The organism is Streptomyces sp. NBC_00466, assembly GCF_041433995.1.
Classification (GTDB): domain Bacteria; phylum Actinomycetota; class Actinomycetes; order Streptomycetales; family Streptomycetaceae; genus Streptomyces.
In genome coordinates this window covers 6,714,113-6,730,522 of the sequence record NZ_CP107896.1, presented here as the reverse complement: position 1 = coordinate 6,730,522, position 16,410 = coordinate 6,714,113, and the positions used below count along the sequence as shown (strand labels likewise).

Sequence of the window (16,410 nt, the reverse complement as noted above, 5' to 3'; positions counted from 1 at the left end):
CCGATGGCTCACCGACTCCGCCCCGTCGGCCTCGACTTCGTCGAGACCGCACCGCTGCGCCTGGTCTTCGCCGCAGGGGTGTCCGCCGCCCCCGACGCCGTCTACCGGGCGCTGGCCGAGGACATCGCGGACTGGCCGTCCTGGTTCACCGCGGTCACCATGTGCCGCGCCACCGAGGGCGGCCGCGAGGTGCGCCTCAAGGGCGGCACCCGCTTCCAGGAGTCGGTGCTCGCCGCGGATCCCTCAACCCGGTACGCCTACCGGGTCGACGAGAGCAACACACCGGGCCTGCGGGCCCTGCTGGAGGAGTGGCGGCTCACCGCGACAGACTCCGGGACCCGCGTCCAGTGGACGTTCGCTGCGGACGGGCCCGGACCGCTGCTCGCCGGGATCCGGTTCGGCCGGTCCGGTCTGGGGCGGGCCTTCCGCGAGGCGGCGCGCAAGCTGGACGGCAGGATCGCCGCGGCCACCGCGTAGACCGGGCCCACGGCCGGGCCGGCCGGAGCAGATCCTCAGCCGGGCCGGCCCGGCCGGCCCTCAGTCGGTCCAGACGCCGGTGGCCAGCAGCCGTTCGATGGCCGCGGCGTACGGCGTGATGTCGAGGCCCTGCTCCTCCAGCCAGCTGTCGGAGTAGTACTTGTCCAGATAGCGGTCGCCCGGGTCGCAGAGCAGGGTGACCACGCTGCCCGTACGTCCGTCGGCCACCATCTCGGCGACGATCTTCAGCGCGCTCCACAGCCCCGTACCGGTCGATCCGCCCGCCTTGCGGCCGACGGCCCGGTCGAGGGCGCGGACGGCGGCGACGCTGGCCGCGTCCGGGACCTTCATCATCCGGTCGATGGCACCGGGCACGAAGCTCGGTTCCATCCGGGGCCTGCCGATGCCCTCGATACGTGAGCCGCAGTCACTGGTCGCGGTCGGGTCGTTCCGGGTCCAGCCGTCGAAGAAACAGGAGTTCTCCGGATCGGGGACGCAGATCCGGGTGTCGTGCTGCATGTAGTGCACATAGCGGGCGATCGTCGCGGATGTGCCGCCCGTCCCCGCGGTCGCCACGATCCAGGCGGGCTCGGGGTACCGCTCCAGCCTCAGCTGCTGGTAGATGGACTCGGCGATGTTGTTGTTGCCGCGCCAGTCCGTGGCCCGTTCCGCGTACGTGAACTGGTCGATGTAGTGGCCGCCGGTCGACGCGGCGAGCGAGGCGGCTTCCTCGTACATCTTCCGGGAGTCGTCCACGAAGTGGCACTGCCCGCGGTGGAATTCGATCAGCCGGCACTTCTCCGGGCTGGTCGTGCGCGGCATGACGGCGATGAAGGGGACGCCGATGAGCTTGGCGAAGTACGCCTCGGAGACCGCCGTGGAACCGCTGGACGCCTCGATGACCGGCTTCCCGGGCCGGATCCACCCGTTGCAGAGCCCGTAGAGGAAGAGCGAGCGGGCGAGCCGGTGCTTCAGGCTGCCCGTGGGGTGGGTGGACTCGTCCTTGAGATAGAGGTCGATGCCCCACTCCTCCGGGAGCGGGAACCGCAGCAGATGGGTGTCGGCGGACCGGTTGGCATCGGCCTGGACCTTGCGGACGGCCTCCTTCAGCCAGGCCCGGTACTCCGGGTCGCTGCGGTCCACATCGGCGGTCGCCGCGGCTCCGCCCTCCGGTCCCTGTGCGCTGGTACTCACGCGTGCCGCCCCTCATGGTTCCGCTCCGGTCTCCGTCCGTGACCATACCCGCCCCACCTGCACAAACATTCACTTTGACCACCCATAGGGCTGACTTGCGGAACTGCGGGACATACCGGCACATGCCAATGCGGCCCGGTTACCCCCGGTGTACTGGTGCGCGGGCCCGCGCCCCGGCACACTTCCCGGAGGGAGACGAACCGAAGAGGGCGGGGAGCACAATGTCGGAGGCTGAATTCACTGCGACGGGTGTACGGATCGAGCGGTGGACCCGTTCGCTCACCCGGGCCGGACAGGTACTGATCAAGGACGGCAGGCTGGCGCTGCTCACCAGCAGCGGACGCGAGATCGACAGCGCGCCGCTGACCACCGTCAGCGCGGGAAAGCCGTGGTTCGCCAAGGTCGGCCGCATGGTGGCGACCGTCAACGGCACCCGCTACCGGCTCACGATGGGCCAGCGGAACATGCCGCTCGACAGCTCCAGGTCGGTCTCCAGGTTCCTGGACGCGGTACACAGGGGCAGCAGGCGCTGAGCCCGGCGCGAGTTGCGAAGCGGCACCCCCTGGGTGACTCTGGTGTCACATCACTAACGGTTTACCGGCAGTCACGCTGAGACCAGCTCTCCGCCGGGCCACTTCGCCTTCTTCCGGACCTCATTCGGGGAGTCGCTGCCGTGATCACCCAGCCAACCAGGCACTGCGCGGTAGAACTTCAAGCGCTGCCGTCCCGCATCGGGCAAGTCCGCAGAATCGTATCGGCGCAACTGCGCTACTGGCATCTCGATCCCCTGATCGACCAAGCAGCGCTGGGCGTCACCGAGTTACTCACCAATGTCCACCGGCACGCCCAGCCGGACAAGCTGTGCACCGTCGAGATGGATCTGCTGCTCGACCGGCTCACGGTCTCCGTCCACGACCACGACCCCCGGATGCCCCTGGTGCGCGACGCCGAGCAGTTCGCCACCTGTGGGCGCGGCCTGTCGATGATCGCCGCTGTCAGCGAGTGCTGGGGCGTACGGCCGCACGGGGCGACGGGGAAGGTCGTGTGGTTCACGCTGCCGGCCGCGCCGCCCGCCACACCACTCGCCCACCGCGCTCCGGTGTACGGCGCGACGACATCCGGGCCGTTCGCCGACGACCGCCCGGTGGACCGGCCGGCCCTGGTCAGCTGACCGGAGGCCGCACGGCCGTGGGGGCCCGCAGCGTCACTGCGGGCCCCCACGGCCGGGACGAGGTGACGGGTCAGAGAGACCCGCCCTTGGACGTGGGACCGAACTGCTCGTCCAGGACGGACAGCCGGCGCCAGTACTCCTCCTCGTCGATCTCGCCGGAGGCGAACCTGCGGCCGAGAATCGCGATCGGCGCGTGCTCGCCCTGGGCGGAGCTCATCCGGCCGGGGCCCTGCCACGGGCCGCCGCGCCTGCCGCGCCACACGGTACGGCGCAGCACGGTGACGACCGTGAAAATGACCGCCGCCCAGAGGAACGGGAAGAGCAGGATCCACGGTCCGGGTCCTGCGAAGGCCAGCGTGTTCATGTCGGTTCAGCTCCTCGGTGGGAAGGTTCCCAACTGGTTCCCTACTGACATCGAGCCTCTCTCGACGAGCCGCCCACGGCGTCGTACGGCCAGCGGCTGTGCGCCTGCTCCGACGGGAGTACGAGGAGGTCCGGCAGGCGTACGAGGAGGTCCGACGGGAGTACTAGGAGGTCCGGCGGGCGTACGAGGAGGCTCTTCGGGAGTGCGGGGAGACAGGGAGTGCGGGAGGCTTCCCCTGCCGGGAGCAGGGCGGCTGTGTCCGGCTCGCCCCCGCCCGGTCCGTCTCAGCTCGCGTGGACGAGCTCACCGCCGACGTACGTCAGCGCCACGCTTGTTCCGCCGATCTCCTCCGGCGGGCCTGCGAACGGGTCGCGGTCGAGCACAACCAGGTCGGCGAGGGCTCCGGCACGGATCGCACCGCCGTCGTCGAGGCCGTTCACCTGGGCCGAGCCCGCCGTGTAGGCAGCCAGCGCGGTGCCGAGGTCGAGGCGCTGCCCGGGCAGGAACGGCGGCCGGTCCTCGCCGTGGGCGATCCGGTTGACCGCGACATGAATGCCCTGGAGCGGGTCGGGGCTGCTCACCGGCCAGTCGCTGCCCGCGGCCAGGGTGGCCCCGGCGCGCAGCAGATCGGCGAACGGGTACTGCCGGGAGGCGAGTTCGCCGCCCAGGAAGGGGATGGTGAGATCGTCCATCTGCGGCTCGTGGGTCGCCCACAGCGGCTGCAGGTTGGCGATCGCGTCCAGCTGGGCGAAGCGCGGCACATCGTCGGGGTGGACGACCTGGAGGTGGGCGAGGTGGTGCCGGTTGCCGCGACGGCCGTTGGCGGTCAGCGCCGCCTCGACGGCGTCCAGCGCCTCGCGGACGGCGCGGTCGCCGAGCGCGTGGAAGTGGACCTGGAAGTCCAGTGCGTCCAGCGCGGTGACATGGTCCCGCAGCGCGACCGGGTCGACGAAGCTGAGGCCGCTGTTGGCGGTGGCGCAGCCGCAGGAGTCCAGGTAGGGGGCGGTCATGGCGGCGGTGAAGTTCTCCGTGATGCCGTCCTGCATGATCTTGACGGAGTCGGCCCGGAAGCGCCCGGCGCGCAACTTCGCACGCCGTTCGACGAGTTCGGGGATCTGCTCGGCGCCCCGCGAACGGTCCCACCACAGTGCCCCGTTGACGCGGGCGGTGAGGCGTCCGTCGCGGGCGGCGGCGAGGTAGGCATCCGAGACGTCGGGTCCGCCGTTGAAGACGCCGAGGATGGCGTCCTGCCATCCGGTGATGCCCAGCGAGTGCAGTACGGCCTGGGCGCGCAGCAGCCCGGCGACGCGCTCGGCCGTGGTCGTCTGCGGGACGAGGCGTGCGACCAGGCCGGTGGCGCCCTCCTGCAGCATCCCACCGGGCGTGCCGTCGGGCTCGCGCTCGATCCGGCCGTCGGCCGGGTCGGTGGATACGGCGGTGAGGCCGGCGAGTTCCAGGGCACGGGTGTTGGCCCAGGCGCCGTGGTGGTCGCGGTTGAACAGCAGTACCGGGCGGTCGGCGACGACCGAGTCGATGAGCTGCCGGGTGGGCACCCCGTCGGGAAAGGACTCCATCGACCAGCCGCTGCCCGTGATCCACTCCCGCTCGGGGTGGGCCGCGGCGAAAGCGGCGATCCGGCTCAGGTACTCCTTGAGGTCGGTGGTGCCGGTGAGGTCGCACTCGCCCAGCTCGACGCCCGCGAATACGGCGTGGACATGCGCGTCGGTGAAGCCGGGGACCAGCAGCCGCCCGGCCAGTCCGACCACCTCGGTACGGGGTCCGGCCAGCTCGCGCACCTCGCTCCCTCCGACGGCCACGATCCGGTCGCCGCGGACAGCCACCGTGTCCGCACCGCGGAGGGCCGGGTCGTTGGTGAAGGCGGGGCCGCCGGTGAAGATGAGATCGGCGTAGGTGGTCATGCGGTACTCCTCGGCTGATGCGGCTGATGCGGGTGATGCAGGTGATGCGGACGGTTCGGCTGATGCAGGTCGGCCGGTGAGGCCGGTCGCGGTGGGGTCAGACGGTGGTGGGCCCGGGGCCGAGCAGGTCGAGGGCGTCGGCGTCGGTGGCCAGGCCGGTGCTGAAGTACGGGGACTTACGGCCCCACTTGGCCCAGGCGGCCGCCAGCACACCCGACACGACCATCAGCACCGGCACCATCAGGGCGAACCAGCCGTTGTCGGCGTTGAGCGCGAAGTGGTCGGTGGACGTGGCGTACCCCCAGCACATATAGCCGCCCAGCGCGAACAGCACCATCGCACTCAGCACCGGGGCGACGACGGAGCCCAGCGCCTCCAGAGGGGCGCTGCGCAGCAGGCCGCGGAAGCGTACGGCTGCCGCGAGCGCGGTGAGACCGTAGTACAGGGCGACGACGATGCCTATGGCGTTGACCGCCGCGCTGATCAGGTCGCTGACCCTGGGAATGACCAGCGACGCCACGGCGACCAGCGCGGCGATCGCGCCGACCAGGAGGGTACCCAGGGCCGGTGTGCCGTACTTCGGGTCGATCCGGGTCCAGACCCGGCCCAGGGTGCGGTCGCGGCCCATGGCGAACATCCCGCGCACGGTCGGGATGACGCCCGACTGCAGTGAGGCCACGGCGGAGAACATCAGCGCGACGAGGGGGAGCGCCGCCAGCGGCTGGTGGGCCAGCCGGTTGCCGAAGAAGGTCAGCCCCTCGGCGCCGTGGTCGGCCAACTGCCCGGGCGAGAGCACCCGTTGGAAGGCCGTACCGCCGAGCAGGAACAGGGCCAGCATGGTGACCAGTGCGATCATCCCGCCCCGGGAGGCGTCGCGCGGGTCGCGGACCTCCTCCGAGACGCTGAACGCGGCGTCGAATCCCCAGTAGCAGAAGACCGCCAGCACCATCCCCTGGGCGAGCCCCGAGAGGGAGGGGATGGTGAGGGGGTTGAACCAGTCGAAGGTGAAGGGATGGGTGCCCGCGAAGAGCCCGTACCCGCAGAAGCCCAGCAGTACCAGGTACTCGAACGCCAGCAGATAGCGCTGGATGCGGGCAGCGACGTCGATGCCGGTGATCGCGGCGGCGGTGACGAGGGCCAGGACCACCATCCCGATCAGGGTGGTCTGCAGGGTGTTCCCGGGGTCCAGGAGGAGCCCGGCCGCGGAGTGCAGTCCGGCCTCGCCCGCCAGTTGCAGCAGCACCGAGCCGGTGACGGTGGTGGTGTACGCGAGGAAGACCACGGTGCCGACGATGTTCACCCAGCCGGACAGGAATCCCAGCCACGGGCTGAGCGAACGCCCCACCCAGACATAGCTGTTGCCGCAGTTGGGCTCGGTCCGGTTGAGACGGCCGAAGGCCGCGGCGATGCCCAGGACCGGCAGGAAGGCCAGCAGCATGATGATGGGCAGATGGAGCCCGACCGCTCCGGCGATCAGGCCCAGACCGATGCCGATACTCGATGTGGCGGCGGTGCTGGACGCGGCGATCACCACGCCGTCCACCACGCCGAGGGACTTTCGCAGGTCTGCTGTCATCGGGCCACCGCTGCTCTCGCTAGTGCCTCGACAGACACTGCCTTCGCCTGCCGGAGCCACATGGAAGCGCGCCGCCTCTTACCAAGTCAACGGCGTTGACATAAGGTCTGGGCCATGGCGGACGGAAGCGGACGGCAGGTCACGACCGGAGCACGGAAGCGGCGCACCAAGCAGGGCACGGTGCTCTCGGAGAAACTGATCGTGGAGACCGCGCTGCGGCTGATCCGGCAGCACGGCGCGGAGGCGCTCACCGTGCGGCGGCTGGGCGCGGCCCTGGGGGCGGACCCCAGCGCGCTGTACCGCTACTTCCCGAATACCGACGGGCTGCTGCTGGCCGTCGCCGACGAGCTGATCGGCCAGTCCTTCGCGGGCTGGGCGCCGACCGGCGACTGGCGGAAGGACCTCCGGGAGCTGGGACTCCGGATGCACGCCGCCTACCAGGAGCATCCGCAGGCGGCGATGCTGGCGGCGCACCGGGTCACCGGGCGGCCGCACGAGGTGCACGCGGTCGAGTCGATCCTGGGGGTGCTGCGCGATGGCGGCTTCCCGGACCCGGAAGCGGTGCGGATCTACCACAGCTTCGTCGACACCAGTCTCGCCTTCGCGGCACTGGACGCGGCCACCACGGCCCTGCCATCGCAGGCGCGGGAGGCAGAACGGCTGGTCTGGCACCGCACCTACGCGGTGCTGCCGGCCGGCACCCATCCCCATATCGCGGCGACCTCGGCGCTGCTGCTGGCGGAGATGCGGCGCACCGCCTACGCGCAGAGCCTCGACCTGCTGCTGGAGGCGGCGGCCGCGCGGCTGGCCCTCCTGAACGGGACCGCTGCTCCGCCCGGGACGGGGAGGGAACACCAACACCCCGGCCAGGGCGCATAGTTTGAGCAGCCCACGTATAGACCTGAGTGGTCCGCGTGAGCCCGAGTGGTCCGCGTGAGCCGGGCGCCGGAGGGACGTACGCAGGGCCCGGGCGCCTCCCCCGCCCTCAGCCGGTGATCGTGAGCGGGTCGTCGAGGACCGGCTGCCAGGCCAACTCGGCTGCCCCCACCAGGCTGTTGTGCTCCAGCGTGCACGGCAGGATCGGCACCCCGCCGCTGCGCCCCCACAGGCTCCGGTCGGCCACGACCGCGCGCAGCCGCTCCGGGTCCGCGTCGAGCAGTTCGCGGTGGAGCCCGCCGAGGATGATGCGGTCCGGGTTGAGGATGTTGACAAGCCCGGCCAGGCCGAGCCCGAGGCGGTCGACGATCTCCTGTGCGGCGATCCGTACCCCCGGATCGTCGTACTCCGTACGGAGAATGTCGCGGGACTGCTGGAGCAGCGAGACCTCGGGGCCCGGGGTGCGTCCGGCCGCGGTCAGGAAGGCGAGCGGGTCGGTCTCGACGTCGAGGCAGCCCCGGCTTCCGCAGTAGCAGGGGCGGCCCTCGGGGTTGACGGTGACGTGCCCGACCTCCAGGGCCAGGCCCGAACTCCCGGTGTGCAGACGGCCGTCGAGGACCAGTGCACCGCCGACCCCGCGGTGCCCGGTGGCCACGCAGAGCAGATGCTGTGCGCCGCGGCCCGCTCCGTGCCGGTGTTCGGCGAGCGCCGCGAGGTTGACGTCGTTGCCGGTGAAGGCGGGCCCCGTGATGCCCGCCGCGCGGACCCGGTCGGCGAAGATGTCACGGACCGGGGCACCCGCGGGCCACGCCAGGTGCAGCGGGTTGAGCGCGGTGCCCTCCGGTTCGGCGACGGCCGACGGCACCGCCAGTCCCGCTCCGACGCAGCGCAGACCGCTGTCACGCAGCAGCGCGGCCCCCTCGTCGACGACCGCGCCGAGGACCTGCGCGGGGTCGGCGGAGACCGTGACACAGCCGGGCGAGGTGGCGACCGCCCGGCCGCCGAGCCCGATGAGGGCGGCGCGGAAACCGTCCGCGTGCACCTGGGCGGCGAGCACGACGGGCCCGCTGTCGTTGACGGACAGCCGGTGCGAGGGCCTGCCCTGGGAGCCGGCGGCGGCGCCGGGGCGCGAGTCGACCTGGATCAGCCCGAGCGATTCGAGCTCGGCCGCGACCGCGCCGGCGGTGGCGCGGGTGACACCCAACTCCGCCGTGAGCACCGCCCGGGTGGGCGCGCGGCCCGTGTGGACCAGCTCGAGCGCCGGTCCCAGCGCGCTGCGGCCACGCTCCAGTCTGGTCCGGTTGGTCGTCACCTTGCCGTTCATGGGGGCGAGTCTCCCATGATCCCGGGCGGCGGAAGACGATCCGGTACCGCCCTTGTTCCCTGCCACCGCTCCCCCTATCCTTCTTTTGTGCCGAATCTAAACAAAGTCGGGACGGCTCTCTCGGGAGGCCCCGGCGAAATCAGCGCCATACCCTCCCTGCTCCGTCTGCGGGTCATCCTCACCGTCTTCTTCGCCCTGGACGGCTTCGTGTTCGCCGGCTGGGTGGTCCGCATCCCCGCGATCAAGCAGCAGACCGGCGCCTCGGCGAGCGCACTCGGCCTGGCGCTGCTGGGGGTGTCCGCGGGGGGCGTGATCACGATGATGCTCACGGGGCGGCTGTGCCGGCGCTTCGGCAACCATCCGGTCACCGTCGCCTGCGCGGCCCTCCTCTCGCTGAGCATCGCGCTGCCGCCGCAGACGCACTCGGCGCTCGCCCTCGGCCTGGTCCTGCTGGTCTTCGGCGCCGCGTACGGCGGGCTCAACGTCGCGATGAACAGTGCCGCCGTCGATCTGGTCGCCGCGCTGCGCCGCCCGGTGATGTCCAGCTTCCACGCCGCGTTCAGCCTCGGCGGCATGGTCGGAGCGGGCGTGGGCGGACTCGTCGCCGGCCGGCTGTCGGCGGCGTCCCATCTGCTCGGCCTGACCGTCATCGGACTGCTGGTGACCTGCGTCGCCGGACGTGGCCTGCTCCGGCACCCGGTCCCGGCCCCGCCCGCGGCGACAACACGGACCCCGGTACGGGACACGGCGCCGCTGCGCCTCGGCAGCCACACCGGGCGGCTGGTGCTGGTCTTCGGCACGATCGCCCTGTGCACCTCGTACGGGGAGGGGGCGATGGCCGACTGGAGCGCCCTGCATCTGAAACAGGATCTGCATGCGCATCCGGGGGTCGCGGCCGCCGCGTACTCGCTCTTCGCGCTGGCCATGACGGTCGGCCGGCTCTCCGGCACCGCACTCCTGGAACGTCTCGGCCAGACCCGCGCCCTGGTCGGAGGTGCGACCGTCGCGGCCGCCGGCCTGCTGCTGGGAGCGCTCGCACCCACGGTCTGGCTGGCACTGGCCGGCTTCGCGGTGGCCGGGCTCGGGCTCGCCAACAGCTTCCCCGTCGCGGTGGCCCGGGCCGGCGCGCTGGCAGGTCCCGGCGGGGTCGCCACGGCGTCCACCCTGGGTTACGGGGGCATGCTCATCGGCCCGCCCGTGATCGGCTTCGTCGCGGACTGGCTTTCGCTGCCCGTCGCCCTCACCACGGTGGCGCTGCTCGCCGCGGCCGCCGCCCTGATCGGATACGCCACCCGCAACGCATCGGCCCCCCGGTCCGCCTGAAACCGTGGAACGCGCACAGCAGTTCATCGATGCCGTCCGCCGCGGACTCCGGAACCCGCGTTCACCTGGTCCTGAGCGGGGTGGGCGATGCGGCGGTACGGCGGCGGCCCGTGCTCAGCCCAGCCAGCCGGGGCGCACCAGCCCCGACTCGTACGCCAGGACCACGAGTTGGGCCCGGTCGCGGGCGCCGAGTTTCACCATGGCGCGGCTGACGTGGGTCTTGGCGGTGAGCGGGCTGACGACCAGTCTGCGGGCGATCTCGTCGTTGGACAGGCCGATACCGACCAGGGCCATCACCTCCCGCTCGCGTTCGGTGAGTCCGCCGAGGCCGACGGCCGCGGCCGGTTCCTTGGAACGCGCGGCGAACTCGGCGATGAGCCTGCGCGTCACTCCCGGCGAGAGCAGCGCGTCGCCGTCGACCACCGCCCGTACCGCGCGCAGCAGTTCCTCCGGCTCGGTGTCCTTGACCAGGAAGCCGGAGGCTCCGGAGCGGATCGCCTCGAAGACGTACTCGTCGAGCTCGAAGGTGGTGAGCATGACCACCTTGACCCCGTCGAACTCCGGGTCGGCGGTGATCTTCCGGGTGGCGGCCAGGCCGTCGAGCAGCGGCATCCGGATATCCATCAGCACGACGTCGGGCCGCAGTTCCCGTACCAGCGCGAGCGCCTCGGCGCCGTCGGCGGCCTCGCCGGTCACCTCGATGTCCGGCTGAGCCCCGAGCAGCGCCCGGAATCCGGCTCTGACCAGTGACTGGTCGTCGGCGAGCAGGACACGGATCACGGTGACTCCTCCGGTTCGGGGGGCGGTTCGGCGGGCGGTGCGGAACGGGGCGCGGAGGCTCCGCCGGTGAACGGGATGACGGCCTCGACCCGGAACCCGCCTCCGGGGCGCGGGCCCGCGTCGATCGTGCCACCCAGCGCGGCCGCCCGCTCCCGCATCCCCACCAGCCCGTTGCCGCTGCCGCCCGCGTCGTCGCCGGTGGCCGGCCCCTCGTCCTCGATCCGCAGGACCAACTGCCGCGGGGCGTAGGCGAGGGTGACGCGGGCGGAACGGGACCCGGAGTGGCGCACCACATTGGTCAACGCCTCCTGGACGATACGGAAGGCGGCGAGGTCGGCGCCGGGCGGGAGCTCCCTGCGTACGCCTTCGGTCACGGTGTCCACCGTGAGGCCCGTGGCGGAGGCCTGCTCCACGAGTTCGGCGAGCCTGTCGAGTCCGGGGGCCGGCGCCCTCGGGGCCGCGCCGGGCGCCCGCAGGGTGTCCAGCACCTGGCGCACCTCGCCGAGCGCCTCCTTGCTCGCGGCCTTGATGGTGGTCAGGGCGGTACGCGCCTGCTCGGGGTCGGAGTCCAGGAGGGCGAGGCCGACGCTCGACTGCACATTGATGACGGAGATGCTGTGGGCCAGTACGTCATGGAGTTCACGGGCGATACGGAGCCGTTCCTCGTCGGCGCGGCGCTTCTCGGCGGCGCGCCGTTCGGCCCGTTCCCGGGCCCACTGCTCGCGCCGTACCCGGGCGAGCTCGGAGGCGGCGAGGATCGCCACCACCCAGGCGGTGACCACGAGTTCCTGTCCCCAGGGGGCGGCGTGGTCACCGGCGGGCGGGAGCCAGCGGTAGAGCCAGTGCGCGACCAGGACGTGCCCGGCCCAGAGCATCGCGACGGCGGACCAGGCGGCATAGCGGTGGCCCGCGACGATGGCGGCGAAGCAGCCGACGGCGACGGTGAGGAAGACAGGTCCGTACGGATATCCGGCGCCCAGATAGACCATCGCGCAGGCCGCGGTGGCGAAGGCGGTGAGGACCGGGTACTTGAGGCGGAGCAGCAGGAACGCCTGCCCGGCCAGCAGCAGCAGCCTGGCCCAGACGTCGAGCGGGGCGCGGTAGCCGGACTGCCCGTGGGCGGCGATGGTGGTCCCCACCAGGACGATCACGGTGAGGACCAGGGTGGAGCGCCACGGCACCCGGTGTGCGGGCGCCCCTTCCCACGGCGGCTGCCACCGGCCCGGACCGCCGTGCTCCCACGCCGGATGCCGGCGACCGCGCCCACCACGTCCGCCGTATTCGCCGTATTCGCCGCGCCCGCCACGTCCGCCGCGTTCACCACGCCCTCGCGCCGCACGGCCCCGGCCGGACCGGCTGTGCGCCCACGGCGGCCCGCCCCTCAGGGGTCCGTGTCGCTCTTCCGTGCCGGGCTCGTCCATGGAGGCAACGCTAGACCGGCGGGGGCTCCCGGGACGTCAGCCCGGCGTGGCGGTCACCTCTACTCCCGGCGGAGTAGCCCGACGGAGTCGGCGAGGTTCTCCGCGGCCTGCTCGAAGAAGGCGTCGCGGTCCGTCACCACCCGGTTGAACTGGCCGAAGACCTCGAAGGAGATGAGCCCGAAGAGCTGCGCCCAGGCGGCGGCGAGCGCGACGGCCGCGGCGGGCGGGAGATCCGGGGTGATGTCGGCGGCGAGGCGCTCCGCCTCGGTCCGCAGCGCGGGGGCCACCCGCGGGAGCGCGAGGCCGTCGCTGCGGTAGGCGTCGCCGGCGATGGAGATCAGGGCCAGGGCGACCCTGGAGGCGGGGCCGATGGTCGCACTGGGTGCGGTGTAGCCGGGGACCGGGGAGCCGTAGATCAGCGCGTACTCGTGCGGGCGGGCGAGGGCCCAGCCGCGTATCGCCCTGCAGACGGTGACCCAGCGGGTACGGGCGGAGGCCCCCGGGCCGGCTCCGGCGAGAGCCGTCTCCGCGGTGTCGCCGATCGCGTCGTAGGCGTCGACGATGAGAGCGGTGAGGAGGTCGTCACGGCTCGGGAAGTAGCGGTAGAGCGCGGAGGAGACCATGCCGAGTTCGCGTGCCACCGCACGCAGGGAGAGTTTCGCGGCTCCCTGGTCGGCGAGCTGTCTGCGCGCCTCGTCCTTGATGGCTGCGGTGATCTCGGTGCGGGCTCGTTCTCTGGCTCCTCGGACAGCGCTCATGGTGGCCAGTCTGCCAGATTTCAGATCACCGACCTATAACGAGAGCAGTGCTCTTGCTTTGGATCACCAATCCGAGGCAGACTGCTCACGAACGAGAGCACTGCTCACACTCCACTGAAGAGGATCCCCATGACCACCTACGTCAAGCAGCCCGGCTGGTTCACGGTCAAGGTGCTCAACCGGACAGTCGCCTGGCTGACCAGGCACGGTCTCAGCATCCGTGGATCCCGGGTCCTCGCGGTGCGCGGACGCAAGAGCGGCCAGTGGCGCCGCACCCCGGTCAACCCGCTGAAGCTGGAGAGCGGGCAGTATCTGGTCGCCGCGCGCGGGCACGTCCAGTGGACCCACAACATGCGCGCGGCCGGCGGCGGTGAGCTGCTGCTCGGCCGCAGATCGCAGCCCTTCCGCGCGGTCGAGGTGCCCGACGAGGAGAAGCCGGAGATCCTTCGCGCCTATCTCAAGCGCTGGAAGATGGAGGTCGGTGCCTTCTTCGACGGAGTGGACGCCGACTCGACCGCCGAGGAGCTCGACCGGATCGCCCCCGACCACCCCGTCTTCCGGATCACGGCGTCGGAGTGAGGTCCGGCCCGGGGCGCAGGTCCCGAGCCTGCCCCATCACCCCTCTGTCTCCTGTCTCTTTGCCATGACCCTTGGGTTCAGCCGTAGTTGCGCTCACGACTCCGGAGTTGTGATCAGCGGTGGGGAAAAGGGTTGGAGTAATGATGACCGGGGCTGGTAACTTGCAGTTGACCGCGACACCGCCCCAGGAGGTGAGACCCATGAACGCTGTATCGATGTGGGTGCTCCCCCTTGCCGTCACGGTCGGGCGATTGACGTAGGTATCGCCGGGAGCGCCTCGACAACAAGGCACTCCCGAAAGGCAACACCTATGCACTCTCTGCAGTTCACCGCCGAGTCGTCCTCGAACGGCATGGTCGAGCGCGACTTCACCGTGGGCGGCATCCCCGGAGTTCTCTGGTCGCCGGCCTCCGGCGCCGATCGCGCGCCCCTGGTCCTGATGGGCCACGGCGGCGGCGCCCACAAGAAGCATCGCGCCATGGCGGGCCGCGCCCGCCTTCTCGTGACCGGCTGCGGCTTCCATGCCGCCGTCATCGACGCGCCCGGTCACGGCGACCGGCCGCGCACCGCGCACGACGAGCAGGAGATCGCCGAGCTGCGCAAGGCGCAGGCGGCGGGCGAGCCGGAAGGCCCGATCGTCGTGCGCTACAACGCCCGCCTGGCGGAGCTTGCCGTGCCCGAGTGGCAGGCGACCCTGGACGCCCTTCAGGAACTTCCCGAGATCGGCGCCGACGGGCCGGTGGGCTACGTCGGCATCGGCTTGGGCATGGCGATCGGGGTGCCGCTGGTGGCAGCCGAGCCCAGGATCACAGCCGCGGTCTTCGGCATGATGTGGCCCGACGCCCTGGTCGAGGCGGCTCGGCAGATCACCGTCCCGATCGAGTTCGACCTGCAGTGGGACAACGAGCGCATCCCCCGCGAGGGCAGTCTCGCGCTGTTCGACGCCTTCGCATCGAAGGAGAAGTCCTTGCACGCCAACGCGGGCAAGCACATGGAGATGCCCAGGTTCGAGGCCGACAGCGCGACCCGGTTCTTCGCCCGGCATCTCGGCAGGGCGGCCACCTCACCGGCCTGAAGGTGAGCGGCAGCGGCGTCCGGTCTGCCGATCGGGCGCCGCTGCCCCGGCCACCACCTGTCGATGGCCACACCACACCGTCCACACTCGCCGATCCGCCGATCCGCCGGCAGGAACGGCCGCAACCGTTCCCACTCGGCATCCGTCCGCTCACCACACCCGTCCCCAGCCATGCCGGAAACAACGGGCTGGAAACAACGGCCCGATGACGCGACAGCCATGATCGGCCGGGCACGGCCTGGCCGGCTAGTCGACCGGGCTGACTTCCCTGCCCGCGTCCTCGCCACTGTCCTCGGCGGCCTCGTCCTCCGCGTCCGGGCCCGGTGCCTTCCCGGCCGTCCTGGCGGCCTCCTTGCGGTCCAGCACTCCGAGTGCGCGCTGCGCCAGCGGATGCGTACGGACCAGCTCGCCCAGTGACGTCGAACCGCGGGTGATCCCGGCGAACGCCTTCCAGGCCGGCCGGAACCCGGTGATCACCGCGTGCAGCATCACCGGACGGCGCTCGAACACCTTGAGCATCCGGCGCCCGACCGCCATCTCCACACCAAGACCGGCCTTGATGGCGAAGGCGTAGTTCAGCGCCTGGCGGCGGGCGTCCACCGCGTCGTGCGCCTCGGCGACCCGGACCGCCCACTCACCGGCCAGCCGTCCCGAGCGCAGCGCGAACGAGATCCCCTCACGCGTCCACGGCTCAAGGAGTCCGGCCGCGTCCCCGCACACCAGCACCCGGCCGCGGGACAGCGGCGAGTCCTCGCTGCGGCACCGGGTGAGGTGGCCGGACGAGACGGACGGCTCGAAACCGGCCAGCCCCTGCCGGGCGATGAAGTCCTCCAGATACCGCTTGGTGGCCGCGCCCTCGCCGCGTGCCGAGATCACACCGACGGTGAGAGTGTCGCCCTTGGGGAACACCCATGCGTAACTCCCCGGGATGGGGCCCCAGTCGATGAGCACCCGTCCGGCCCAGTCCTCGGCGACCGTCGGCGGGACCGGGATCTCGGCCTCGAGGCCGAGGTCCACCTGATCCATCTTCACTCCGACATGGGCCCCTATCCGGCTGGCGCTGCCGTCGGCACCGACGACCGCGCGTGCCAGCACCGTCTCGCCGCCGGCCAGGACGACCGCGACCGTGCGCCGGTCGGGCACGGCGGACCCGTGCTGCTCGACACGGGAGACGGCGGCGCCGGTACGGATCTCGGCACCCGCCTTCTGCGCCTCCTCGACCAGCCCCTGGTCGAACTCGGGGCGGTTGATGAGCCCGAAGAGCATCTGCTTGGACCGGCGGGTCCGGGTCATCTTGCCGTTCATCGAGAACGTCACCGCGTACACCCGGTCGCGCAGCGGCAGTTCGAATCCCGGCGGCAGCGAGTCGCGCGACGGCCCGATGATGCCTCCGCCGCATGTCTTGTACCGCGGCAACTCGGCCTTCTCCAGAAGGAGAACCCTCCGTCCCGCCACCGCCGCGGCGTACGCCGCCGAGGCCCCGGCCGGACCTGCGCCGACCACCACCACATCCCATACCTGCTGGTCGTGTTCCGTGCCCGCGTCTGCGTTCTCGCTGCTCACGATGTGCTGC

The 16,410-nt window shown here is 71.7% G+C and carries 16 protein-coding genes; 7 read left to right on the top strand and 9 right to left on the bottom strand.

Annotated features, from left to right (window positions below):
• The first annotated feature begins 3 nt into the window (after nucleotides 1-3).
• Entirely contained in the window at nucleotides 4-477 is a 474-nt protein-coding gene (locus tag OG210_RS30220) for an SRPBCC family protein (protein WP_371539699.1), read from the top strand.
• 60 nt (nucleotides 478-537) lie between these two features.
• Here OG210_RS30220 and OG210_RS30215 read toward each other — a convergent pair whose 3' ends face one another.
• On the bottom strand, nucleotides 538-1,671 hold the full coding sequence (locus tag OG210_RS30215) for a PLP-dependent cysteine synthase family protein (RefSeq protein ID WP_328323813.1): 1,134 nt from the start codon (nucleotides 1,669-1,671) through the stop codon (nucleotides 538-540).
• 221 nt (nucleotides 1,672-1,892) lie between these two features.
• On the opposite strand from OG210_RS30215, the gene OG210_RS30210 reads away from it, so the two are divergent.
• Both OG210_RS30210 and OG210_RS30205 read left to right on the top strand, forming a co-directional pair.
• On the top strand, nucleotides 1,893-2,204 hold the full coding sequence (locus OG210_RS30210) for a hypothetical protein (protein WP_327299092.1): 312 nt from the start codon (nucleotides 1,893-1,895) through the stop codon (nucleotides 2,202-2,204).
• 140 nt (nucleotides 2,205-2,344) lie between these two features.
• On the top strand, nucleotides 2,345-2,842 hold the full coding sequence (locus OG210_RS30205; RefSeq protein WP_328323816.1) for an ATP-binding protein: 498 nt from the start codon (nucleotides 2,345-2,347) through the stop codon (nucleotides 2,840-2,842).
• A 70-nt stretch (nucleotides 2,843-2,912) separates the two neighbouring features.
• Here OG210_RS30205 and OG210_RS30200 read toward each other — a convergent pair whose 3' ends face one another.
• From OG210_RS30200 to OG210_RS30190, 3 genes are all read right to left on the bottom strand, one after another.
• Nucleotides 2,913-3,206 (bottom strand): SHOCT domain-containing protein, encoded by a 294-nt coding sequence (locus OG210_RS30200; RefSeq protein WP_328323818.1) that lies wholly within the window; start codon nucleotides 3,204-3,206, stop codon nucleotides 2,913-2,915.
• Nucleotides 3,207-3,490: 284 nt separating this feature from the next.
• On the bottom strand, nucleotides 3,491-5,125 hold the full coding sequence (locus OG210_RS30195; RefSeq protein WP_371539693.1) for an amidohydrolase: 1,635 nt from the start codon (nucleotides 5,123-5,125) through the stop codon (nucleotides 3,491-3,493).
• Between the two features lie 97 nt (nucleotides 5,126-5,222).
• Nucleotides 5,223-6,701, bottom strand: coding sequence for an APC family permease (locus OG210_RS30190; protein ID WP_371539690.1), 1,479 nt, complete (start codon nucleotides 6,699-6,701; stop codon nucleotides 5,223-5,225).
• A gap of 114 nt (nucleotides 6,702-6,815) precedes the next feature.
• On the opposite strand from OG210_RS30190, the gene OG210_RS30185 reads away from it, so the two are divergent.
• The gene (locus tag OG210_RS30185; protein ID WP_371539687.1) at nucleotides 6,816-7,580 is read left to right on the top strand and encodes a TetR/AcrR family transcriptional regulator; all 765 of its coding nucleotides are present in this window, start codon (nucleotides 6,816-6,818) and stop codon (nucleotides 7,578-7,580) included.
• Between the two features lie 106 nt (nucleotides 7,581-7,686).
• On the opposite strand, the gene OG210_RS30180 is transcribed toward OG210_RS30185, so the two are convergent.
• On the bottom strand, nucleotides 7,687-8,901 hold the full coding sequence (locus OG210_RS30180) for an ROK family protein (protein WP_328323823.1): 1,215 nt from the start codon (nucleotides 8,899-8,901) through the stop codon (nucleotides 7,687-7,689).
• An 87-nt stretch (nucleotides 8,902-8,988) separates the two neighbouring features.
• Between OG210_RS30180 and OG210_RS30175 the strand changes: the two genes are divergently transcribed.
• A complete protein-coding gene (locus OG210_RS30175) occupies nucleotides 8,989-10,224 on the top strand; it encodes an MFS transporter (RefSeq protein WP_328323824.1) in 1,236 nt (411 codons plus the stop codon).
• 114 nt (nucleotides 10,225-10,338) lie between these two features.
• Here OG210_RS30175 and OG210_RS30170 read toward each other — a convergent pair whose 3' ends face one another.
• Genes OG210_RS30170 through OG210_RS30160 form a run of 3 tightly spaced genes read right to left on the bottom strand, consistent with a single transcriptional unit; the run spans nucleotide 10,339 to nucleotide 13,183 of the window.
• Nucleotides 10,339-11,004 (bottom strand): response regulator transcription factor, encoded by a 666-nt coding sequence (locus OG210_RS30170; RefSeq protein ID WP_328323825.1) that lies wholly within the window; start codon nucleotides 11,002-11,004, stop codon nucleotides 10,339-10,341.
• Nucleotides 11,001-12,425, bottom strand: a complete 1,425-nt coding sequence (locus tag OG210_RS30165; protein ID WP_371539683.1) for a sensor histidine kinase — start codon at nucleotides 12,423-12,425, stop codon at nucleotides 11,001-11,003. Before OG210_RS30165 ends, OG210_RS30170 begins: the two co-directional genes overlap by 4 nt.
• Nucleotides 12,426-12,484: 59 nt before the next feature.
• A complete protein-coding gene (locus tag OG210_RS30160) occupies nucleotides 12,485-13,183 on the bottom strand; it encodes a TetR/AcrR family transcriptional regulator (RefSeq protein WP_328323827.1) in 699 nt (232 codons plus the stop codon).
• Between the two features lie 129 nt (nucleotides 13,184-13,312).
• Here OG210_RS30160 and OG210_RS30155 point away from each other — a divergent pair, with 129 nt between their 5' ends.
• Together OG210_RS30155 and OG210_RS30150 are read left to right on the top strand one after the other, a co-directional pair.
• On the top strand, nucleotides 13,313-13,762 hold the full coding sequence (locus tag OG210_RS30155; RefSeq protein WP_328323829.1) for a nitroreductase family deazaflavin-dependent oxidoreductase: 450 nt from the start codon (nucleotides 13,313-13,315) through the stop codon (nucleotides 13,760-13,762).
• Between the two features lie 310 nt (nucleotides 13,763-14,072).
• On the top strand, nucleotides 14,073-14,837 hold the full coding sequence (locus OG210_RS30150) for an alpha/beta hydrolase (protein WP_371539678.1): 765 nt from the start codon (nucleotides 14,073-14,075) through the stop codon (nucleotides 14,835-14,837).
• A gap of 246 nt (nucleotides 14,838-15,083) precedes the next feature.
• Here the strand turns inward: OG210_RS30150 and OG210_RS30145 are convergent, their stop codons facing one another.
• Nucleotides 15,084-16,400, bottom strand: a complete 1,317-nt coding sequence (locus OG210_RS30145; RefSeq protein WP_328323833.1) for a geranylgeranyl reductase family protein — start codon at nucleotides 16,398-16,400, stop codon at nucleotides 15,084-15,086.
• Between the last annotated feature and the right edge of the window lie 10 nt (nucleotides 16,401-16,410).